Genomic DNA, 19,667 nt, shown 5'->3' with positions numbered 1-19,667 from the left:
GGGCAAGAGGCAGTCGGCAGTAGGGACGCTGCGTAGCAGTTGTTTCTTAACCTACTGCCGACTGCCTATTGCCCACTGCCTACAAATTCCGCAACACCGGCGCCGCCTTGTGCCCGAGCACCCGCCAGGTGCCGATGAGGCCGATGCCGACCGTCAGCACCAGCGCGATCACAACGGTCGAAGCTGCGACGGCCGGCGAGAAGCTGGAGGGCAGCGTCATGATGCGCGTCACTACGAACCAGGCCGCCACGCCGCCGGCGGCAAGCGCGAACACCGCTGTCGCGAGGCCGATCAGCATGTATTCCAGCGAGAAGGCTGTTATCAGCGTGCGCCGGGTGGCGCCGAGCGTCTTCAGCACCACCGCGTCATGGATGCGCGCACGGTTTCCCGCGGCGAGCGCGCCCGACAGCACCAGCACGGAGGCGATCAGCGCGACGCTCGCCGCGGCCCGGATCGCAGTGCCGAGCTGCGCAACCAGCCGATTGACGATGTCCAGCGCGTCCTTGACCCGAACCGTCGTCACCGCCGGATAGGCGCGCGTCACCTGGTTGAGGATGCGCGCCTCTTCATGCGGCGGGGCGTCGCGGGCGGTAAGCGTCGCCAGCCATGCATGCGGGGCGCCGGCAAAGGTGTTGGGCGAGAACACCATGACAAAATTGATGCCCATCGATTCCCACTTCACTTCGCGCAGGCTGGCGATCTTCGCGGTGACGTTGCGGCCGAGCACGTTGACGGTCACCGTGTCGCCGATTTTCAGGCCGATCTGCCGCGCCTCCTCGGCGGAGAAGGAGACAAGCGGCTCGCCGGAGTAATTTTCCGGCCACCATGCGCCTTCGCTCAGCGTGGCGTTTTCGGGAATTGTCTCCGAATAGGTCAAGCCACGGTCGCCGCGCAGCACCCAGGCGCCTTCCGGCGGCACTTTTACCTGCTGCACGTCGACGCCGTTCAATTCCATGATGGGGCCGCGCAGCATCGGAACGCGCACCAGCTTGCCTTCAGGCGACAGGCTGCCGACGAGGTTGCTGAAGGCGTCTACATCGGCCGCCTGGATGTCGACGAAGAAGAAGTTTGGCGCGCGCTCCGGCAGGCTTCCGGAAATCTGCCGGCGCAGATCGCCGTCGATGAGGGCCAGCGTCACCAGTAGGGTCAGGCCGAGCCCGAGCGACAGCACCACCGAGGGCGTCAGCGCGCCGGGCCGGTGGATGTTGCCCAGCGCCAACCTGAGCGCGGTGGAGCGCACGCGCGGCGCGCGGCGCGCCAGCGCTTGCACGGCCAGCCCGACAGCGCGCAGCACGACGAAGGCGCATACCGCTGCCCCGACAAAGATCGCGGCAATGCGCCGGTCCGTCGCGAACCATATGGACATCGCCGCCAGAAGCGCTGCGATGCCGAGCGTGGTCGCCAGATAGACCCAGCGCGGCAGCCCGCGTCCGCCGATGCCGGCCTCGCGGAACAGCGCGGTGGCCGGCACGTCGCGGGCGCGGCCCAGCGGCAATATGGCGAAGGCCAGCGTCACCAGCACGCCGAATATGGCGGCAAGCGCCAGCGCGCCGGGATAGATGCCGCCCTCGGCCGGCACCGGAATCAGCGATGAAAGCGCGGCACTCGCCGCGAACGGCATCAGCGCCGCCAGCACCAGCCCGACCGCGATGCCCATCGCAGCGATGATTATGATCTGCGCGAGATAGAGCGTGAAGACGAAGCTACCGGATGCGCCGAGGCTCTTGAAGGTGGCGATCACGCCGCGCTTGCCGTCGAGATAGGCGCTGACCGCATTGGCGACGCCGACCCCGCCGACCACCAGCGCCGTCAGCCCGACCAGCGTCAGGAACTGCGAGAACCGCTCGATGTTGGAGGACAGCGCCGGCGCGGCGTTGCTGCGGGTGCGGATGCTCCACCCGGCCTCGGGGAATTTCTGGCCCGCTTCCGTGCGGATCTCGGCCAGCCGCGCCTCGCTCGTGCCGTCGGCCAGGCGGATCTTGTAGGCATGCTCGACCAGGCTGCCCGGCTGCACGAGACCCGACGCGCGCAACCCGTCCATAGAGAGCAGCAGGCGCGGCGCGAAACCGAAACCGTCGGAGATGGCGTCCGGCTCGCCGGTCAGTTTTGCGCGCAGCTCGAAAGTGGTATTGCCGAGCTTGATCCGGGCTCCCGGCTGCAAGCCGAGCCGCTCGAACAAAAGCTCCGGCGCCGCCGCGCCGAACACGCCTTCCTTCCCTCCGAACAGGTCCTCCCGCGACAGCGACGGCTCCGTGAGCAACTGGCCGTACAGCGGATAGGCATTGTCGACCGCCTTGGCTTCCACCAGCGCCTGGTCCGATCCATCCTCCAACCGCGCCATGGAGCGCATGTTGGCGCTCACCGCCAGCGTGCCGAGGTCCTTGAGGAAAGCCGCTTCGCCTTCGGTCGCCTCGCGCTGGTTCAGCTCGAACCTTATGTCGCCGCCCAGCAGCGCCTGGCCTTCCGCCGCTACGCCCGCCGTGATCGCCTGCGCCACCGAATTGACCCCGCCGATCGCCGCCACGCCCAGCGCGATGCAGGTCAGGAAGATCAGGAAGCCAGAGAGCCCGCCACGCATCTCGCGCAATGCGAAGCGCAGGGCGAGTTTGAGGGAGCGTAGTCTTTCACCGGCGTTGATGGCCGAAGCTCCCTCCCTCCCCTCAATGGGGAGGGTGGCCCGAAGGGCCGGGTGGGGTGATCCCACCGTCATCGCACCCCCCTCCGCCTCGCTGACGCTCGGCACCTCCCCCATCGAGGGGGAGGTGGGAGACAGCCGCGCCGCACCCGCCTCGATGCGCCCCGACCGCATGGCGATCTGCCGGGAGCAGCGGGCGGCAAGCGCTGGATCGTGCGTGACCAGCACCAGCGTCGTGCCGCGCTCGGCGGCCTCGGAGAACAACAGGTCGGCAATCTGCCGGCCCGTCGCCTGGTCGAGGTTGCCGGTCGGCTCGTCGGCGATCAGGATGCGCGGCGAAGGCGCCAGGGCGCGGGCGATCGCCACGCGCTGCTGCTCGCCGCCCGAAAGCTCACCGGGATAATGCGTCAGCCGCTCGCTGAGGCCGACCGCCGCGAGTTCGCGCGCCGCCCAGCCGAACGGATCGGCATGGCCGGCAAGCTCCAGCGGCACGGCGACGTTTTCAAGCGCCGTCATGTTTGGGATCAGGTGGAAGGACTGGAAGACGATGCCGATGGTTCGGCCGCGAAACGCCGCCACCTCGTCCTCGCTCTTGCCGTTGAGCAGCTTTCCGGCGATGCGCACCGTGCCCGAGTCGACGCCCTCCAGTCCGGCCAGAACCATCAGCAGCGTCGATTTTCCGGAACCCGATGGACCGACGATGCCGGCGGTTTCTCCGGCCGAGACGTCGAGGCTGATGTTCTTCAGTACGTGCACCGACGAGGCGCCTTCGCCCAGCGTCAACGAAACATCGCGAAGTTCGATGACGGCTTCTGCGGTCACGGAATAGCCCTATATGGAGTGGGAGACTGTAGGCACGCTGTCGTCATATGGGCTTTTGCGCATGGCTTTCAAACGTTTCATGCTTTTTGTCGCGGCGGCGATGATGGCCTCGGCGCTCGGTTTCGCGCCGTCCCAGGCGGGACCGCGCAAAATCGTCGGCTTCGGCGACAGTCTGATGGCCGGCTACATGCTGGATGCCGGTAAAGGGTTTACGGACAGGCTGCAGGCGGCGCTGAAAGCCAGGGGTCACGATGTCGTGATCTCCAACGCCGGTGTCTCTGGCGACACCACCAGCGGCGGGCTTTCGCGGCTCGACTGGTCGGTTCCGGACGGAACGGACATCGTCATCCTCGAACTCGGCGCTAACGACATGCTGCGCGGCGTGACCCCCGACATCACCCGCAAGAATTTGGACGAGATGCTCTCGCGTCTGAAGCAGCGCAACATCGCCGTGCTGCTCGCCGGCATGCGCGCCGCGCCCAATCTCGGCGCGGACTATCAGGCCGCCTTCGACGCGATCTATCCCGACCTCGCTGCGAAATACGGGCTGGCGCTCTACCCGTTTTTCCTCGACGGCGTCGCGGGCAACCGCGACCTGCAACTGGAGGACGGCATGCACCCGAACCCTGCTGGCGTGGACAGGATGGTCGAGAATTTCCTGCCGACGATGGAAAAGGTGCTGGCCGCGCCCAAGGGCTCGTCCTGAAGGCGGCCGGGAGCCGATACGATCAGGTCCGAACCGGAACGAGATGATCATGGATCGGCCCGTCTCGCCTAACATAACGCAACGTAAAGCGATTTGCTGTTGCGATGCACAAAAACCGCTTGCCGTCGCGCCGGATCGATGATTCGCTTGACTGGTAAGTCGATTCGAGGAAGGGAGGCTTTTGATGCCGCGTCTTTTCACCGCCCTCGAAATTCCGCGTGATGCCGCCCTTTCCCTCTCTCTGCTGAGAGGCGGCCTGCCCGGCGCCCGCTGGATCGACGTCGAGAACTACCACATCACGCTCCGCTTCTTCGGGGATATCGAAGGCCATGTCGCCGACGAGATCGCCAATGCGCTGGACAGGGTCCGCCGCCCGGCGTTTCAGCTTCGGCTCGACGGCGTCGGCGCCTTCGGCGGCAAGAAGCCGCATTCGATCTTTGCGGCTGCCTCGCCCTCGCCCGACCTGAACGCGCTCCAGGCCGAGATCGACCGCATTTGCCAGCGCCTCGGCCTTCCGGCCGATGCGCGCAAATTCACGCCGCACGTCACGCTGGCGCGGCTGCGCAACTCCAGCCCAATCGACGTGGCGCATTACCTTTCGGCCCGGGGCAATTTTTCCGCTGCCCCCTTCCGGGTCGGCCGCTTCGTGCTGATGTCGTCGCGCGATTCGGTCGGCGGCGGCCCTTACGTGGTGGAAGAGGTCTGGCCGCTGGCCGGCGCCGACATGCGCCCCAGCCTGCCGGCCAGTTTTGAAGAGCCTTACGGCACCATGCGGTAGATCGGCTCTTTTGCGCGCAAGAGTCCCAATGCATGCGGACTCTTGCAGCAAGGCGTCCCCCTCCCCACATTTTTTCGTGAAGGGAGAGAATTGGATGGCCAAGTCGACCAAATCTCGAGGTGTCGCACCCGAACAGGACGTGCGCGAAAAATTCTGGCGCACCGCCAGGAAGGCCGCCGCGCAGGTTCCGTTCATGGACGAGGTCGTCGCCGGTTACTACTGCGCGATGGACAAGGGCACGCCGCTCAGGGCCAAGGGCATCCTGCTGGCCGCGCTGGCTTATTTCGTCCTGCCGGCCGACACCATTCCCGATGTTTTCTTCGGCATCGGCTTCACCGACGACATCGCCGTGCTGACCGCAGCACTTGCCGCCGTGCGCGCCCACATGAAGCCGGCGCACCGGCTCGCCGCCCGCGAAGCGTTGCACGACATTTCCTGATCGGCGCCCGCCATATCAGGTCCGCCGCTCAATCCGTATCGACCGCGCCGTCGGCTTCGAGAATCTTCCGCAGCCTTCCAAAAGCCAGCCTGATCCGCGACTTGACGGTGCCGAGCGGCAGGCCGGTGCGCTCGGCGATCTGGCTGTGCGTCAGCCCGACGAAGAAGGCATATTGCAAAAGTTCTAGCTGCTCGCCGGACAGCGCCGTCATCGCCGCGCGCACCCGCTCGTCGCGCTGCCGCGCGTCGATGCCCTGGTCCGGCGGCTCGGGATCCTCCGGCAGCAGGATCGGGTCGGACGGATCGAGAAGGTGCGAGCGGTCGCGGCGCAGAAGGTCGATGCGGCGGTTGCGGGCGATGCGGAACAGCCACGTCCCCAGCGACGATTTTTCCGGATCGAACAGATGCGCCTTGTGCCACAGCACGGTCATCACCTCCTGCGCGAGGTCCTCGGCCATGGCCGGCTCCATGCCCAGCCGCTGCAGATAGCCGTTGATGCGCGGCGCGAAATGGTCGAACAACCGCGTGAACGCGGCGCGGTCGCCATCGCGGGCCACAAGGGCGGCGAGCCGGGAAAACTCCTCATCGCGCGAATTGGTCATGATCGGATCATGCCGGAAAGCCGTGTCCTCGCCGTCTGCGGCCGCTGTCTTGAAACGGCTTCCCGGACCGCCGCGACCGCGTCCTCCATTGCATGCCGGCGAAAAAAGTCAAACTGCTGCCGCTTTTCTTGTCTTGAACTCGCCTCAGGCGACAAAGCTCCAACGGCCCGGACAAGGCTGCGGGGCAGGTTGGTGGTGATGCAACGTGGTGGATGGCCTTTTTCGCGGACGTTCACCATTTGGTAACCCTGACTAATTCAAAATTAAACGAACGGGCAGGGGTCGAATCCAGGCCTGCTTCGGCAATTCCAGCGAAACGTGAGACGATGAAAAAGATGCGCGGATTGTTAGCAGCGATTGCGGGCGTGGTTCTCGTTGCTGGCGCGATGCCGGCGCTTGCCCAGTCGGCGACCAAGATCGGCCAGCACAATGCCTGGGGCACCTACAGCTACCAGTCCGGCAACGGCAAGGTCTGCTACGTGCTGACCGTGCCGACCGACAAGCAGCCGCCGGCGCTCGACCACGGCGACATCTTCTTCTTCGTCAGCCAGCGGCCCGGCCAACAGGTCAGCTACGAGCCGCAGTTCATCGCCTCCTACAATTTCCAGGAAAATTCCAAGGTCCAGGTCTCGGTCGGCGACAAGAAATTCTCGATGTTCACCAAGGGCAAGTCGGCCTGGGTGGAAAACGCCGCCGAGGAGCCGCTGCTGATCGCCGCGATGAAAGGCGGCCAGGACATGAAGATCGCCGCCAAGTCGGGACGCGGCAATCCGACGAATTATACCTTCTCGCTGAAGGGCATTTCGGCGGCGCTGTCGTCGATCGCGAGCTGCAAGTAGCGCCAATCAGGCTACATCCGAACTCAAGAACGCTTCGATCCTCTCCTCAGCCAGTCCCGCCTCGCGCGCAATCCGCCGTGCCAGGTCGGCCGCCGCGGGCCGGGGCGCGACGCTTTCCGGCCGGTCGAGCCAGTAGGACACCGGATTGAGCACGGACCGCTCGTCGACCATGGCGATGCGGCCCGAACGCAACTGGTCGACCGTCAGCGGCGGGCGCGCCAGCGCGATGCCGAGGCCGCAGGCGGCGGCATCCAGCACCAGATTGTAATCCTCGAACCGCCGGTCTTCGGCGCGCGGGCGATAGTCGATGCCGTGCGCCCCGAACCAGGCACGCCAGGCCGAGGCGTCGGAGTCGTTCATCAGCGGATGCGCCAGCAGGCGTTCCGGAGCCCCGCTGCCGATCTCCTTCGCCCGCCCCGGCGAGGCAACGGGGAAGCAATGTTCCTCGAAAAGCTGCACCGAGACGCGCCCCGGGATACGCCCGCGCCCGCAGCGGATCGACAGGTCGTGGCCCTCCTCGGCGAGGTCGGCCTGGCGGTTGTCGACGTCGAGCACGATGCGCAGTTTTGGCGGCCCGCCCTCCAGCAAGCGCAGGCGCGGCATCAGCCACAGGCCGCTGATCGACGGGATCGAGGTGACACGCACCACTGCGGCCCCCCTTGGCTCGGACCAGCGGTCCGTGTTGTCGGCGATCAACGCAAAGGCCTCGCTGGTGCGCAGATAGAGCCGCTGGCCCTCGATGGTCAGCGCCACGCCGCGCGCGCCGCGGTCGAAGACTTTCAGCCCCAACCAATGCTCCAGTCTGGCGATCTGCCGGCTGACGGCGCCGTGCGTCAGGTTCAGCCTCTCCGCCGCCGCGCTGAAGCTACCGGTCTTGGCGGCGATCTCGAAGGCGCGCAGCGTATCCAGCGGAGGCATGGAGCGGTCCAAGGTGTGATCCGTCATCGGCATTGCGCCAGGAATCCATTTGAGCTGTGAGCCTGGCTCACAGCAGGTCATCGAATCTCTCGTTTGTCAATTCGATCCCGAAACTGCATTTGAGCCGGTATCGAATTTGGGAGACCACCATGTCCGCCGCCGCGCTTACCTCCGACTCGCCGCCCCGCCTCGAGCTCGCCACCGTCGCCGCCGTCGCCATCACCGTCGTCGGCTGGGCCTCGGCATTCCCGGCCATCCGCGCCGGCCTGACGGCGTTCGGGCCGATCGAGCTCGGCGCCATCCGCTTCGGCATCGCCGCGCTGCCGGCGCTCGTCTACCTGCTGGTCATGAGGCCCGCACTGCCGTCTCTCGGCGAGGCGTGGCGGTTCGCCACCGGCGGCATCGTCTTCGTGGCGCTCTACACCGTGCTGCTCAACATGGGCGAGCAGACCGTCTCGGCGGGAGCAGCAAGCTTCATCATCAATGTCAGCCCGATCCTGACAGCCATCTTCGCCACGCTGCTGCTCGGCGAGCGGTTCCGGGCGATGGCCTGGGTCGGCACTTTCGTGTCGTTCTTCGGCGTCGGCCTGATCGCGCTCGGCGAAGGCGACGGCCTGTCGCTCGACACTGGCGCGCTGCTGATCTTCGGAGGCGCCGTCTGCACCACCATCAACACCATCGTGCAAAAACCGTTGTTTTCCCGCCACAAGCCGCTGACGGTGGCGGCGTGGAACATGGTGGTGGGTGGCCTGCTGCTGTCGCCGGCCCTGCCCTCGGCACTGTCGCAGGCGGCTGCGGCGAACTCCGAGGCGCTGCTTTCGGCCGTCTATCTCGGCATCATCCCCAGTTTCGTCGCCTATGGAAGCTGGGCCGTCGCGCTGTCCCGCCTGCCGGCCTCACGCGCCTCCAACTATCTCTACTGCGTGCCACCGGTGGCTACGCTGATCGGCTTCGTCTGGCTGGCCGAAGTGCCCGGCCTGCTCGGCATCATCGGCGGCCTGCTGGCGTTGGGCGGCGTGGTGATCGTCAACCTGCGGCGCTGACGGCGCGGCCAGAAGAACAGGCGGGTTCCGCGGCGATCGCAGCGTCGGCGGCCATGCGCCGTGCCGTTGTCTTGCCGCAGCCGAAAGGACCGGGCGGCGTCACAAGCTCGCGCTTGGCGAGACGAACCCGCGAAGTTGCCTCCTTGGTCATGCTTGTTGCGCGGAAATCCACGCGGGCTGCGAGCAACTCCCTGTTCCCGATTGGTTTTACAAGCATGACATGCTTTTCGAACAGTCGTTCGCTCAGGTCGGGAGGACTGTGGGGCTCGCCGCTTTCCCTCGAAAAATAACGCCTTTTCAATGTGTTGTGTCGGCGGTGATGGCAGGTTCGCCTTTCCGCGACCGTCAAGGATTGTTTTCTCGGAAGTATGATTTCTGCTCCCTGCATGTTCCATACTGGATACCGTCCTGTGCGTCCAAAAAGGTCCGCGTCGCACTCCGTCCAGCACCCCTCATCCGACCTCGCTGCGCGAGGCCACCTTCTCCCACAGGGGGAGAAGGGGGAGTTTTGCGCTTGCCTCAGCGCCAATCATCAACGTTGGAGATTTGCCGAGACGAAACGGCAGCGCTCCCCCTTCTCCCCTTGTGGGAGAAGGGGGCCGAGCGAAGCGAGGTCGGATGAGGGGTGTTGGACGGAGTGCGACGCGGTGTCGTGGGGCGCGAACGAGTCATCAGCCTTCGGAAAAACGGGGATGGAAAAAGCTGCTTCATCCCAAAATATTTTGTTTTTCGAAACCTCGCTCCAGTCTTTTCAATGCTTTGACCGACCACCACCCGCCGTACGCCAAGAATTTTGCCGGAGTTCATCCCCGCCCTCCCGATCGGTGCTACAATCGCTACCGCCTGTGCTGGAAGGAGGCGGCGGTGGAGTTTGGAGACGCGAGTGCAACGATCGAGCGATACCGGCAGGCGTTGAAGCATATCCTCATGATGCTGGTCGGCATGGCCGAGATGGGTTTTTGCAGGCCGCTGTCGCTGGTACTCGGGGAAGCCGCTGTTGCCCCAAGGCCGGGGCGAGCGGGTAGGACGGGGCGGAAAAAACCGGTCGCGGCGCTCTGCCTGCCACGCCACCTCTACCGCGCCATTCTTCTGCTCTTGCGCCCCGCCGAATCCGCCGCGCGGCGCCTCATCATTGCGGCGGCGCAAGGCATCGTGGTCAACTTGCCGCCGTTCCGCCCGCGCAAGCCAAAACCAAAAATTTCCGACACGGTGGCCGCCATGCGCCGCCTCGGCCTCGCCGTTAACTTGTCGAAGCAAGACTTCGCCCGCTATGAAGCCGAACTGAAAGCCGCCGAACGCCGCGCCGCCAGGCCGCGTGGACAAAACCTTTCGCTGCTCGATGCGCTGAAATATCCGTTCCGCATCCGCCGCAACTATGTTCCGGCGCGTGCCGCCCCGCGCATCCGGTCGATCGACGACGATGCGCCACGCATCCCCCTGCCGCCGCCGCCGTCGCAGAACGATCCGATCAATGCGGCAAAGCTGACCTTGCGGCTGGATGCGCTTGGTCGGGCGCTGGACGATCTTCCCGGTCAGGCACAACGTTTCGCCTGCTGGAAGGCGCGCAACGACGCAGGTCTTGCACGGGACAAGCAAGCCCGCGACGCGGCGGCGGCAAGCGGCAAGCCGGGCCCGGTCCGCTTCCGGCGTTTTTCGCCGCTGCGGCGCGGGCGGCCGCCCGGCGGAAGATTGCCGCGCTTCGATCCGGATGTTCCGAAACGCAAGAACATCCGTGAGGTCGACGAGATTCTGGCGCATGCCAATGCCATGGCGCACGACGCGCTGGAGCCGCCGAGGCGCAACTCGTCATGACAGCACGGCCCCTGACACGAAAGCCGAAGCATCGAGTGCCGGCGCGGAATTTTCCGCTCCTCGGCGACGAAGACGGCTGCATGCAGGGGACAGTTTACTTTTCCGCGGAAGGGCGCAGCCAGCTTCGAGGCTGGCGCAGACGGAAAAGTAAACTGTCCCCGGCGTTTGCGCCGTTCCCTGCTGTCGAAAAATCCCGTTGCCCGTCTACTTCCCCTGAGGGTTCGGGCGATTGCCGTACCGTGTATGCCGGCGGGCCGTGACGCGGCGCGCCCTTCATGCTATGGCGCGGCGGTTCGCTTTGAATTTTCGGCGGCATCCCCATATAGGCTTGCCATGACGCTTACCCTCGACCTCACCACGCCCGACCGGCGCGACGCCTTGCGCGCAAAACCTTCGCTCGCCGAAAAGCCGTCGCTGATCGGCCTGACCCGCGCCGAGATGGCGGAGACGCTGGTTGCCTCCGGCATCGTGCCGGAGCGGCAGGCGAAGATGCGCGTGCAGCAACTCTGGCACTGGCTTTATGTGCGCGGCGTCTCCGATTTTGCCGATATGTTCAACATCTCGAAGGATTTGCGCGCCGCGCTCGCTAGGCATTTTTCCATCGGACGGCCGGAGATCGTCGAGGAGCAGATTTCCAGTGACGGCACGCGCAAATGGCTGTTCCGGTTTCCGCCGCGCGGGGCGGGACGGCCGGTCGAGATCGAGACGGTCTATATTCCCGAGGAAGGGCGCGGCACGCTGTGCATTTCCTCGCAGGTCGGCTGTACGCTGACCTGCTCCTTCTGCCATACCGGCACACAAAAACTGGTGCGCAACCTGACTTCGGAAGAAATCCTCGCGCAGCTTCTGACGGCGCGCGACCGGCTTGGTGATTTCCCCGACCGCGACACGCCGGACGGCGCCATCGTGCCGGCGGAAGGGCGAAAAGTCTCCAACATCGTGATGATGGGTATGGGCGAGCCGCTCTACAATTTCGAGGCGGTGAAGAAGGCGCTGCTGATCGCTTCCGACGGCGACGGCCTGTCGCTGTCGAAGCGCCGCATCACGCTGTCGACTTCCGGCGTGGTGCCCGAAATCGCGCGCACCGGCGCCGAGGTCGGCGTCATGCTGGCGATCTCGCTGCATGCCACCAACGACGACCTGCGCGACCTGCTGGTGCCGATTAACAAGAAATACCCGTTGAAAGAGCTGATCGCCGCCTGCAAGGCCTATCCCGGCCTGTCCAACGCCCGCCGCATCACCTTCGAATATGTGATGCTGAAGGACGTCAACGATTCGCTCGACGACGCCAAGGCGCTGGTCAAGCTGCTGCGCGGCATCCCGGCAAAAATCAACCTGATCCCGTTCAACCCCTGGCCTGGAACCAACTACCAGTGCTCGGACTGGGAGACGATCGAGAAATTCGCCGACTACATCAACAATGCCGGCTACGCCTCGCCGATCCGCACCCCGCGCGGCCGCGACATCCTCGCCGCTTGCGGCCAGCTCAAGTCGGAATCGGAGCGGATGAAGAAGACCGAGCGGCTGGCCCTGGAAGCGATGATGATCGCCGGGCATGGGGAATAGTCAGCCTCAATCTGAATATCTTGATTGGGCGTCGCGCGGGTAGGTGCCGCCTCCCAAATCTCCGGCTTTTTTGCATAGAAGCTGCGCGCTCCCGTCATAAGGCCGCCTCGGGTGGAGATTTCAATCTCCGCTGGCTTAGGCACAGGTGCGAGGAGTCAAATGATTGTCCGTCCCATCTTACGCTTCTTGGCAAAATATGGCCTTGGCTACTGTATCGCGGTAGTTGTCGCCTCCATGATCTCGGCAACGATAGCCGTCGTTCAGGAGGATGGCGTCGAATTCGCCGACTTTTTGATGGTTGGCTTCATTGCCATGGAGATGGCTTTCCTGACCGCATGGCCGGGATTCATACTCATCAATTTCTTGGCGCTCGTGCTGCACCGACGTGCGCCGTTGATGTTCGCCATTGCCGGGGGCGCAACGGCGCTTGCAGCAATTGGCCTACTGCTCGGCGAGTGGTCGTTGTCTTTGTCGGCGACAGCGGGCGGCTTCGCTGGCGGCTACGCCTATGGCAGGTTTTCGCTCAGCCGCTTGTTTGTTCCGCCAAAGGAAAACACGCTTGGAGAACTGAAAGAGACCTTCTCTTAACAGCTACTTCGCCTGCGCCGTGAGAATCTTCAGCGCAAAGGCCGAAAACACCCCCGCGAACAGATAGTCGACGATCCGCGTGACCCGGGGGCTTTTTCGCAGCAGGCCGGCAAAGCGGTCGGCGGCGATCACCATGGGAGCGGTGACCGGGATCGACAGCACGATGAACATCATGCCGAGGAAGAACAGCTTTCCCGGCGCGTGCGGGTCGCTGGCCGAGACGAATTGCGGCAGAAACGTCATGAAGAACAGGATGATCTTCGGGTTCATCAGGTTGATGCCGAGGCCGGTCGCCCAGTTCTTCACCAGCGAGCGCGGCGGGCGCGGCGTGGCGTCCGGCGAGAAGGCGGAGCCGTTGCGGATCGCCTGCCAGGCCAGCCAGACCAGATAGCCGGCGCCAAAAATCTTCAGCGCGAAAAACGCCTGCGGCGAGGCGACGATCAGCGCCGACAGGCCGAGCGCCACCAGCGCGGTGTGGATGACGATGCCGGTGAGCGCGCCGGACATGCAGGCGAACCCCGCTGCGCGGCCCTCGGAAAGCGCCCGGCCGACGAACAGCGTCATGTCCGGCCCGGGTGTGATCGCGATGATGAAGGTGGCGATTGCGAACTGGACGATCGTGGAAGCGTCGGGGATGAAGGTCATGAACGGCCTCGCGAGGAAGCGCCTTGCTTAGCGCCCGTCGTCTCGGCCCGCAATCCCGTCCGCGACGCTCCTTTGCTTCGCCTCGTCCCAATCTGCCTCGGGCGTCGCGTCACTCGTCGGGCAGGGCCGTCAGGGGGTGACCGCCCCCGTGCTCGTCGGCTCGTCGCCGGCGACCATCGGATCGCGAAGCTCGTATTGTGAGCCGTTCCATTTCCAATGGATTTGCACGACGCCGCCTCGCTCCAGCGTGACCAGATCCGGCCAGCCGCCGTTTGAAATTTTCGGGTCGATGTAGAGCCCCATGCCTTCGCTGTTATAGGCCTGTCGCCATTCGTCCGCCGGCGTGGGGCGGATATAACCGAACAGCGAGCAGCCGGTGCGGCCGTAGTACCAGGACGAACCGCAAAGCGTCGCGAACAGCATCTCGCGGCCCCCGCCGCGATCGAGATGCGTGGCAGCCAGTTTCGGCGTGGCGCTGGTGGCCTCGCGGAAGAGTTTTGTCTCCTCGGCCAGCAGCGGACGCGCCCGCTCGACGGCCGGGTCGGTCTCGGAAAGCGAGACCTGCTCGAAGGCCGACATGTCGACCTGGCTGCAGCGCGGCGCGACCGCCTCCAGCACTTTTCGCGAGTCGCGCAGAGCGAAAGTGGCTGCCGGCGAATCGGGACCGCTGCCGAAGCTGATCGCCAGACCGGCGCCGGATTTCAGTCCCTCGATCATCGCGAAGTCGATCGGCACAGTGATGAGGCCGGGCCGTTGCTCGGCCATCACCGGAAAGGACTCTTCGTCGACCGTCAGTTTCGCCTGGACAAAGCCCGACGATGCGACGCGGTCGTCCGTGCGCAGCCGAAAACTCCAGCGCTGCTCGGCGCAGACCAGCGAACCGCCGGTGATCGCCGTCGCCTTGACCGGAACCGGCAGGATGGCGACCGCGCCGCTGCCTGCCTCCTCCCAGCGGTCGGAAGCAAGCGCTGGCGCGGAAATCCCCAGCGAAGCGGCTAGCAGAACGCCGGCAAGCGGGCCGCGCGAGGATGCGAGGCGGTCGGGGCGAACTGTTTTTGCAAAGGTCATCGGCACGCAGGAACTGTTCGGGGAGAATCATTAAGAGTTTATTGAAGGGCGGCTTCCTCGCGAAGCTGTGTCCAGCGGTGCGGCAATGCCGGTTTCAGCCAACCCTTGCCCGCCAAGGCATTCCTGCTATTAGTGCCGGCCGAAAACCGGCCGCCGGGCCGCATTTGGAAATCCGGGGACATCATGTTGAAGTGGAAAGACGTCAAGAAGGTCGTGCTCGCCTATTCGGGAGGGCTCGACACCTCGATCATCCTGAAATGGCTGCAGACCGAACTCGGCGCCGAGGTGGTCACCTTCACGGCCGATCTCGGCCAGGGCGGTGAACTCGAGCCGGCGCGCAAGAAGGCCGAGATGATGGGGATCAAGGACATCCGTATCGTGGATGTGCGGGAAGAGTTCGTCTCCGACTTCGTCTTCCCGATGTTCCGCGCCAACGCGCAGTATGAGGGCCTCTACCTGCTCGGCACCTCGATCGCGCGGCCGCTGATCTCGAAGCATCTGGTCGAGATCGCGAAAGAAACCGGCGCCGACGCGGTCGCCCACGGCGCCACCGGCAAGGGCAACGACCAGGTTCGCTTCGAACTGTCGGCTTACGCGCTCAACCCCGACATCAAGGTCATCGCGCCGTGGCGCGACTGGTCGTTCAAGTCGCGCACCGACCTGCTCGACTTCGCCGAAAAGCATCAGATCCCGATTGCCAAGGACAAGCGCGGCGAGGCGCCGTTCTCGGTCGACGCCAACCTGCTGCATTCCTCCTCGGAAGGCCGGGTGCTGGAGGATCCGTGGAGCGAGCCGCCGGAATATGTGCACCAGCGCAGCGTCTCGCCGATGGACGCGCCGGACACCGTCACCGAGATAACGATCACCTTCAAGAAAGGCGACCCGGTCGCGATCAACGGCGAAAGCCTGTCGCCGGCGACGCTGCTGGCCCGGCTCAACGATCTCGGCCGCGACAACGGCATCGGCCGGCTCGACCTGGTGGAGAACCGCTTCGTCGGCATGAAAAGCCGCGGCGTCTACGAGACGCCGGGCGGCACGATCCTGCTCGCGGCGCATCGCGCCATCGAATCGATCACGCTGGATCGTGGCGCGGCGCATCTCAAGGACGAGATCATGCCGCGCTACGCCGAGCTGATCTACAACGGCTTCTGGTTCGCGCCGGAGCGCGAGATGCTGCAGGCGCTGATCGACAAGAGCCAGGACGACGTCGAGGGCGAGGTGCGGCTGAAGCTCTACAAGGGCAACGTCATCGTCACCGGCCGGCGCTCGGACAAGTCGCTCTATTCCGACACGCTGGTGACCTTCGAGGACGACCGCGGCGCCTACGACCAGAAGGATGCGGCGGGCTTCATTCGGCTCAATGCGCTGAGGTTGCGCACGCTGGCGGCGCGTAGCCGCAAGGGCTGATCCCGGCGGTTTTCCGCATCGTCCATAGAGCGAACACGCTGCCTATGGCGCGCCTGCGGGTTGCCGTGCGCGTCAACCCGCTCCATTATCCCTCCGTCGATAGCCATGGCGGAGGCAAGCGGTGCCGCATCTCAGGATTTTCAACGACCGCGCGGGTTACGACGAGGACCGCTACACGCTGGTCATGTCGGTCAAGCGCAAGCCGACCATCTTTCATCTGGTTGCCGGCCCTGGCCTAGAGGTCAAGACGGACGAAAAGGACGGCAAATCCGTCGTCGAGGTCTTCACCGAGGCGGGCGACGACGCGGCCGTGCACAAGGACGGCCGCCTCTCGGGCTGGGAAAAGGAGCAGACGATCCGCAAGATAACGCTCACCGCCAAGGAGGCCGGCAGCACAGTGCTGCGGGCGGTTGGCGGCGGGGCCGACCAGATCAAGCCGTTGCCGATCACGGTGGTGTCGAACAACGAATGCCGGCAGGTCGGCAACGCGCTCGGCGAAATCACGACCAAATTGCGCGAGGACGTGCAGAAACTGTCGCTTCGCGATGCGGTGATCGAAGTGGCGCGTGACCAGATGAACAGCGCCATATCGATCGGCCACTCCAAGAACGGTTTCGGCGTCTACATGAAGAGCGAGACGCTGAACTGGTGCGGCGCCTTCGCCTACTGGTGCTGGGCCCAGGCCGCCTTCATCAAGGGCGAGAGCAATCCTTTCGCCAATGGCGGCGACGAGGTGCTCTGGTCGCCGCAGCGCGCCATCGAATGGGCGTACAAGCCGAGCAGCCCCGTCAACATGTGGCGGGTCGACGCCAAGAACGAAGGCTACGATCCGACGAAGCTGGCGCGCGCCGATATTGTCCTGGTTCGGGCGAACACCAGCGAATGGAAGGGCGAGGACGAATCGAAGCGCCCCTCCGGCCCCTGGTACTGGAAGCACGTCTGCATGGTCTATTCGATCAGCGGCGATACGATCATGACCATGGATGGCAACCAGGGCTGGCCCCAGGCCATCAAGATCGTGCAGCGCAGCCTTTCGGAGAAGGTCGACGGCGGGCCTTACAAACTGGCTTTCGTGCACCCATTCATGGTGTAGACGAAAGACCGACATCCAACAGGCCAGCCAACTAGCGGTACGAGCGTCAATTCTCGGGCGACCGAAACGTCTCGTGGCAGCCGGTGCAGATTTTCCCGATCTGTTCAAAAGAAGCCGCGAGCGCGGCTCTGTTGCCGAGAGTTGCTGTCGCAACAAAAGTCTCTGTCGCGCTATGCAGCCGCTGCATTGCCTCCTGGAATGCGTCCGGCTTTTCCCATATCGCCGGCAAGGCCCTGCTGTGATGATCGATGCTGCCGGGCGGGAACAAGGTTGTGGTTCGGTGGCAGTTTTCGTGGAGCGCGGCGGAGTGCTGAACCATCGCCGCCGCATCGAACGGGGCATTTCCTGCGAGCATATCTCCGATGGCCTTCAGCTCATTGCTCATGTTCTTCATGGCCGCCATGCGTTCGGCAACGATTCCCGTCGCCCCTTTGTGCGCCAGAGCCCCGCCCGCGACAAACACGGCTGCCAACGCTATGGCCGCGAGCTTGAACAATCAGATGTCCCCTTTGCGAGGGTGGCCTGCCGCCGCGCCAGGGCGGCAGGTCTTGGCTGGATTACTTCACCGGAATCATCAGGTGCGCATAGGGCGTGTCGGGGAACATGACATATGGCTGTGTCGGGTCCCATTCGTGGGGATACAAGGCCATCATGTCCGGCGAATTCATGACCATTACGTGGGGGCCGTCTTCAATCCATTTGCCCCCGGCCGGCGGCGCGGTTGCAAAGGGGTCGGTATTGCTGGCGCCACTGCCCCCCTTCAACATATAGGCGAAAGCGACCTTGCCTTTGGGCGGCTCGCTCTTGGACATGATGGCGTGCATCCACGCCATCCCGTTCTCGTCCGTGCACATCGGGTCGTCGGTGGGAGTAGCGGGGTCGTCCGGAATGCAGGTGAAGCCGTTCGTGCCCTTTCTGAGCGACTTCATATCCCAGTTCACGACGGCGGCGTTTTTCCCGACAGTCTCGGGGGCCGCCGAAATCGCATTCTCGATTAATTGTTCATCGCTCATATCGGCTGCGGCCTCGGCGGATGCCCAGGCGACAGCGATAGCTGCCACAAAAACACAGCTTGAATGGATGCGCATTACCTCCTCCATCGAGCGTCAGGTTTGCCGGCGCGTCGCACGAGCACAGCTCCCGCTCTTTCGGAGTTGGCTGCTTTCCTAGGATCGCGCCAAGGAAGATGATACTCCTAATCTTACGTTGGGTCATCTAGACAAGTGACGCCGGTTCGGCCGGCGGCTCGAAACCTTTCCTCACAGCGTATGGCGCATGGCTAGTCATCGCTTGTGAGCCGCGGCCTAAAGCGTGTCGCGCCCAATCGGCCTCATTCTGCCGGGCCGGATTTGGCCCAAACCCATCGGGCTTCGTCTTGTCCGGGCCACCAGCCCGGCCGGCGACGAAGCCCTCGACCTTGGCCCAAACCGTCTCCGGCACAATGGGACCGATTGGGCGCGACGCGCTTTAAGGTTATTCATGGTGTGACCGCCGGCCGGCCTCGTCGGAAGCCGGCTACCTGCCGGCCCCCCGGGGTGCGTTCGACATCCTTCTCCCCGCGAACGGAGCGAGGGGCGAAGGTATTTAATTGCCGTCGATAGCGTCGGCCATGATGATGATCGCCTGCTGGTAGACCGAGGCCGAATTCCATCCCGCGATGGCGCCGCGATTGGCGCTTGCCGGCCCGCCGCTGTAGCCGTGGGCGCGCAGGAAGTTCGCCGTCGAGGCGAGTGCCGTCGACTTGTCGCGCAGGTTCCGGTTGCCGACGCCATACTTCAACGCGTTGCCGGGCAGGAATTGCGTATGCCCCATCTCGCCATGCGCGGCGCCGACAGAACTCGAGCTCAACACACCGGCATCAACCAGTTCGAGTGCGGCAATGGCATGCGGCGTGAAGAAGGCCGGACGGCGGCAGTCATAGGCCAGCGTCACGATCGCCGAGACGGTGTTCTGGTTGCCCATGGCGGCGCCGAAGCCGGTTTCCATGCCCCAGATGGCAAGCAGCGGACCTGCGGGCACGCCATACTTCTTCTCGATCGAGGCGAAGAGCGCCGCGTTCTGCTTCTTGAGCTGCCGGCCCTTGGAGATGATCGTCGCGCCGCCGCGCCGCTTCATGAACGCATCGACCGACCCGCTGAACGCCTTGTGGACCGCCCGGTCGACCGAAATCGTCTTGGTCGCGTAGGACGTTTTCGCCAGCGCCGCCAGCCCCTTCGATCCTACGCCGTTCGCCGCCGCTTCCTGCGCGAACTCGGCCTTCCACGCCTCGAAACCCGCGGCGTTCTTGCCGCACGACGCGGCTTCGGCGCTCACGGCCGACACGCCGACCGCCGCCATGGCGGCGATAGCGAGCGTCAATCCCTTGGCAAACAATGCCATCCTCATCTCCTGGTTGCCTGAAACACGTTTTGGCGACAATGCCAGCGAATCGCCGCCATGTCACCGCAGGTTGTAGCCTTGAAGCGGCCAAGCCGCTGGCCTGTTTCGGCCAATTTCCCTACGATCAAGTATATAATGTGGCAAGGGGTGGAATAAGCCATGGAAGATGTGGACGTGGTGATTGTTGGCGCCGGTTCTTCCGGGCTGGCGGCCGCGAAAATTCTTCGCGCAACGGGGCTGACCTTCAAGGTGTTCGAGGCGATGGCGCGGCAGGTCGTTGCGCAATGGCTGTGAAGTGATGCGTCGGAACCATCCCCGCCGCGTCGCG

General features: G+C 64.6%; 20 protein-coding genes and 1 pseudogene. 11 read left to right on the top strand and 10 right to left on the bottom strand.

What is annotated here, in order from left to right; all coding sequences use genetic code 11:
* Window positions 1-79: 79 nt before the first annotated feature.
* Both ACH196_RS01870 and ACH196_RS01865 read right to left on the bottom strand, forming a co-directional pair.
* Window positions 80-2,578, bottom strand: coding sequence for an ABC transporter permease (locus ACH196_RS01870; protein WP_396644445.1), 2,499 nt, complete (start codon window positions 2,576-2,578; stop codon window positions 80-82).
* Between the two features lie 375 nt (window positions 2,579-2,953).
* A pseudogene (locus ACH196_RS01865) lies at window positions 2,954-3,391 on the bottom strand (ABC transporter ATP-binding protein); the annotation flags it as partial.
* Between the two features lie 127 nt (window positions 3,392-3,518).
* Here ACH196_RS01865 and ACH196_RS01860 point away from each other — a divergent pair.
* From ACH196_RS01860 to ACH196_RS01850, 3 genes are all read left to right on the top strand, one after another.
* The gene (locus tag ACH196_RS01860) at window positions 3,519-4,163 is read left to right on the top strand and encodes an arylesterase (protein WP_396644411.1); all 645 of its coding nucleotides are present in this window, start codon (window positions 3,519-3,521) and stop codon (window positions 4,161-4,163) included.
* Between the two features lie 184 nt (window positions 4,164-4,347).
* Window positions 4,348-4,941, top strand: a complete 594-nt coding sequence (gene thpR / locus ACH196_RS01855) for an RNA 2',3'-cyclic phosphodiesterase (protein WP_396644409.1) — start codon at window positions 4,348-4,350, stop codon at window positions 4,939-4,941.
* A gap of 94 nt (window positions 4,942-5,035) precedes the next feature.
* Window positions 5,036-5,380 (top strand): YkvA family protein, encoded by a 345-nt coding sequence (locus ACH196_RS01850; protein ID WP_396644407.1) that lies wholly within the window; start codon window positions 5,036-5,038, stop codon window positions 5,378-5,380.
* A 28-nt stretch (window positions 5,381-5,408) separates the two neighbouring features.
* Here the strand turns inward: ACH196_RS01850 and ACH196_RS01845 are convergent, their stop codons facing one another.
* A complete protein-coding gene (locus ACH196_RS01845) occupies window positions 5,409-5,981 on the bottom strand; it encodes a sigma-70 family RNA polymerase sigma factor (RefSeq protein WP_396644406.1) in 573 nt (190 codons plus the stop codon).
* A 335-nt stretch (window positions 5,982-6,316) separates the two neighbouring features.
* Between ACH196_RS01845 and ACH196_RS01840 the strand changes: the two genes are divergently transcribed.
* Window positions 6,317-6,820, top strand: coding sequence for an invasion associated locus B family protein (locus tag ACH196_RS01840; RefSeq protein ID WP_396644443.1), 504 nt, complete (start codon window positions 6,317-6,319; stop codon window positions 6,818-6,820).
* Window positions 6,821-6,826: 6 nt separating this feature from the next.
* Here ACH196_RS01840 and ACH196_RS01835 read toward each other — a convergent pair whose 3' ends face one another.
* Window positions 6,827-7,738, bottom strand: coding sequence for a LysR family transcriptional regulator (locus ACH196_RS01835; protein WP_396644441.1), 912 nt, complete (start codon window positions 7,736-7,738; stop codon window positions 6,827-6,829).
* 149 nt (window positions 7,739-7,887) lie between these two features.
* On the opposite strand from ACH196_RS01835, the gene ACH196_RS01830 reads away from it, so the two are divergent.
* Window positions 7,888-8,781 carry a DMT family transporter gene (locus ACH196_RS01830; RefSeq protein WP_396644404.1) on the top strand — a complete coding sequence of 298 codons (894 nt, stop codon included), beginning with the start codon at window positions 7,888-7,890 and terminating at the stop codon, window positions 8,779-8,781.
* Here the strand turns inward: ACH196_RS01830 and ACH196_RS01825 are convergent.
* Window positions 8,765-9,130, bottom strand: a complete 366-nt coding sequence (locus ACH196_RS01825) for a hypothetical protein (RefSeq protein WP_396644402.1) — start codon at window positions 9,128-9,130, stop codon at window positions 8,765-8,767. The two genes, ACH196_RS01830 and ACH196_RS01825, sit on opposite strands and share 17 nt — an antisense overlap.
* A gap of 515 nt (window positions 9,131-9,645) precedes the next feature.
* Between ACH196_RS01825 and ACH196_RS01820 the strand changes: the two genes are divergently transcribed.
* From ACH196_RS01820 to ACH196_RS01810, 3 genes are all read left to right on the top strand, one after another.
* Window positions 9,646-10,593, top strand: a complete 948-nt coding sequence (locus ACH196_RS01820; protein ID WP_396644400.1) for a hypothetical protein — start codon at window positions 9,646-9,648, stop codon at window positions 10,591-10,593.
* Between the two features lie 333 nt (window positions 10,594-10,926).
* Window positions 10,927-12,159, top strand: a complete 1,233-nt coding sequence (rlmN, locus tag ACH196_RS01815) for a 23S rRNA (adenine(2503)-C(2))-methyltransferase RlmN (protein WP_396644398.1) — start codon at window positions 10,927-10,929, stop codon at window positions 12,157-12,159.
* A gap of 159 nt (window positions 12,160-12,318) precedes the next feature.
* Window positions 12,319-12,747, top strand: a complete 429-nt coding sequence (locus ACH196_RS01810; RefSeq protein ID WP_396644396.1) for a hypothetical protein — start codon at window positions 12,319-12,321, stop codon at window positions 12,745-12,747.
* Window positions 12,748-12,750: 3 nt separating this feature from the next.
* Here ACH196_RS01810 and ACH196_RS01805 read toward each other — a convergent pair whose 3' ends face one another.
* Together ACH196_RS01805 and ACH196_RS01800 are read right to left on the bottom strand one after the other, a co-directional pair.
* Window positions 12,751-13,392: a LysE family translocator gene (locus tag ACH196_RS01805; protein WP_396644394.1), complete on the bottom strand. Its 642-nt coding sequence runs from the start codon at window positions 13,390-13,392 to the stop codon at window positions 12,751-12,753.
* Window positions 13,393-13,521: 129 nt separating this feature from the next.
* Window positions 13,522-14,460, bottom strand: coding sequence for a hypothetical protein (locus ACH196_RS01800; RefSeq protein ID WP_396644392.1), 939 nt, complete (start codon window positions 14,458-14,460; stop codon window positions 13,522-13,524).
* A 183-nt stretch (window positions 14,461-14,643) separates the two neighbouring features.
* Between ACH196_RS01800 and ACH196_RS01795 the strand changes: the two genes are divergently transcribed.
* Both ACH196_RS01795 and ACH196_RS01790 read left to right on the top strand, forming a co-directional pair.
* Window positions 14,644-15,867 (top strand): argininosuccinate synthase, encoded by a 1,224-nt coding sequence (locus tag ACH196_RS01795; RefSeq protein ID WP_396644390.1) that lies wholly within the window; start codon window positions 14,644-14,646, stop codon window positions 15,865-15,867.
* Between the two features lie 121 nt (window positions 15,868-15,988).
* Window positions 15,989-16,960, top strand: a complete 972-nt coding sequence (locus tag ACH196_RS01790) for a hypothetical protein (protein ID WP_396644388.1) — start codon at window positions 15,989-15,991, stop codon at window positions 16,958-16,960.
* A 46-nt stretch (window positions 16,961-17,006) separates the two neighbouring features.
* On the opposite strand, the gene ACH196_RS01785 is transcribed toward ACH196_RS01790, so the two are convergent.
* From ACH196_RS01785 to ACH196_RS01775, 3 genes are all read right to left on the bottom strand, one after another.
* Window positions 17,007-17,456: a c-type cytochrome gene (locus ACH196_RS01785; RefSeq protein ID WP_396644386.1), complete on the bottom strand. Its 450-nt coding sequence runs from the start codon at window positions 17,454-17,456 to the stop codon at window positions 17,007-17,009.
* A gap of 61 nt (window positions 17,457-17,517) precedes the next feature.
* On the bottom strand, window positions 17,518-18,048 hold the full coding sequence (locus tag ACH196_RS01780) for a hypothetical protein (RefSeq protein ID WP_396644384.1): 531 nt from the start codon (window positions 18,046-18,048) through the stop codon (window positions 17,518-17,520).
* Window positions 18,049-18,544: 496 nt separating this feature from the next.
* Window positions 18,545-19,339, bottom strand: coding sequence for a lytic transglycosylase domain-containing protein (locus ACH196_RS01775; protein WP_396644382.1), 795 nt, complete (start codon window positions 19,337-19,339; stop codon window positions 18,545-18,547).
* A 159-nt stretch (window positions 19,340-19,498) separates the two neighbouring features.
* On the opposite strand from ACH196_RS01775, the gene ACH196_RS01770 reads away from it, so the two are divergent.
* Complete coding sequence (locus ACH196_RS01770; protein ID WP_396644381.1) at window positions 19,499-19,633, top strand: FAD-dependent monooxygenase; 135 nt, start codon at window positions 19,499-19,501, stop codon at window positions 19,631-19,633.
* Window positions 19,634-19,667 lie beyond the last annotated feature (34 nt).

Origin of the sequence: Mesorhizobium sp. IMUNJ 23232 (assembly GCF_044326205.1) — a bacterium.
Taxonomy (GTDB): domain Bacteria; phylum Pseudomonadota; class Alphaproteobacteria; order Rhizobiales; family Rhizobiaceae; genus Kumtagia.
This window is presented reverse-complemented; position numbering and strand designations above follow the sequence as displayed.

Bases quoted from the DNA above. Each gene is read 5' to 3' on its own strand.
- ACH196_RS01870 (WP_396644445.1), bottom strand. From the start codon at position 2,578: ATGCGTGGCGGGCTCTCTGGCTTCCTGATCTTCCTGACCTGCATCGCG.
- ACH196_RS01860 (WP_396644411.1), top strand. From the start codon at position 3,519: ATGGCTTTCAAACGTTTCATGCTTTTTGTCGCGGCGGCGATGATGGCC.
- thpR (WP_396644409.1), top strand. From the start codon at position 4,348: ATGCCGCGTCTTTTCACCGCCCTCGAAATTCCGCGTGATGCCGCCCTT.
- ACH196_RS01850 (WP_396644407.1), top strand. From the start codon at position 5,036: ATGGCCAAGTCGACCAAATCTCGAGGTGTCGCACCCGAACAGGACGTG.
- ACH196_RS01845 (WP_396644406.1), bottom strand. From the start codon at position 5,981: ATGACCAATTCGCGCGATGAGGAGTTTTCCCGGCTCGCCGCCCTTGTG.
- ACH196_RS01840 (WP_396644443.1), top strand. From the start codon at position 6,317: ATGCGCGGATTGTTAGCAGCGATTGCGGGCGTGGTTCTCGTTGCTGGC.
- ACH196_RS01835 (WP_396644441.1), bottom strand. From the start codon at position 7,738: ATGCCTCCGCTGGATACGCTGCGCGCCTTCGAGATCGCCGCCAAGACC.
- ACH196_RS01830 (WP_396644404.1), top strand. From the start codon at position 7,888: ATGTCCGCCGCCGCGCTTACCTCCGACTCGCCGCCCCGCCTCGAGCTC.
- rlmN (WP_396644398.1), top strand. From the start codon at position 10,927: ATGACGCTTACCCTCGACCTCACCACGCCCGACCGGCGCGACGCCTTG.
- ACH196_RS01810 (WP_396644396.1), top strand. From the start codon at position 12,319: ATGATTGTCCGTCCCATCTTACGCTTCTTGGCAAAATATGGCCTTGGC.
- ACH196_RS01805 (WP_396644394.1), bottom strand. From the start codon at position 13,392: ATGACCTTCATCCCCGACGCTTCCACGATCGTCCAGTTCGCAATCGCC.
- ACH196_RS01800 (WP_396644392.1), bottom strand. From the start codon at position 14,460: ATGACCTTTGCAAAAACAGTTCGCCCCGACCGCCTCGCATCCTCGCGC.
- ACH196_RS01795 (WP_396644390.1), top strand. From the start codon at position 14,644: ATGTTGAAGTGGAAAGACGTCAAGAAGGTCGTGCTCGCCTATTCGGGA.
- ACH196_RS01780 (WP_396644384.1), bottom strand. From the start codon at position 18,048: ATGCGCATCCATTCAAGCTGTGTTTTTGTGGCAGCTATCGCTGTCGCC.
- ACH196_RS01775 (WP_396644382.1), bottom strand. From the start codon at position 19,339: ATGGCATTGTTTGCCAAGGGATTGACGCTCGCTATCGCCGCCATGGCG.
- ACH196_RS01770 (WP_396644381.1), top strand. From the start codon at position 19,499: ATGGAAGATGTGGACGTGGTGATTGTTGGCGCCGGTTCTTCCGGGCTG.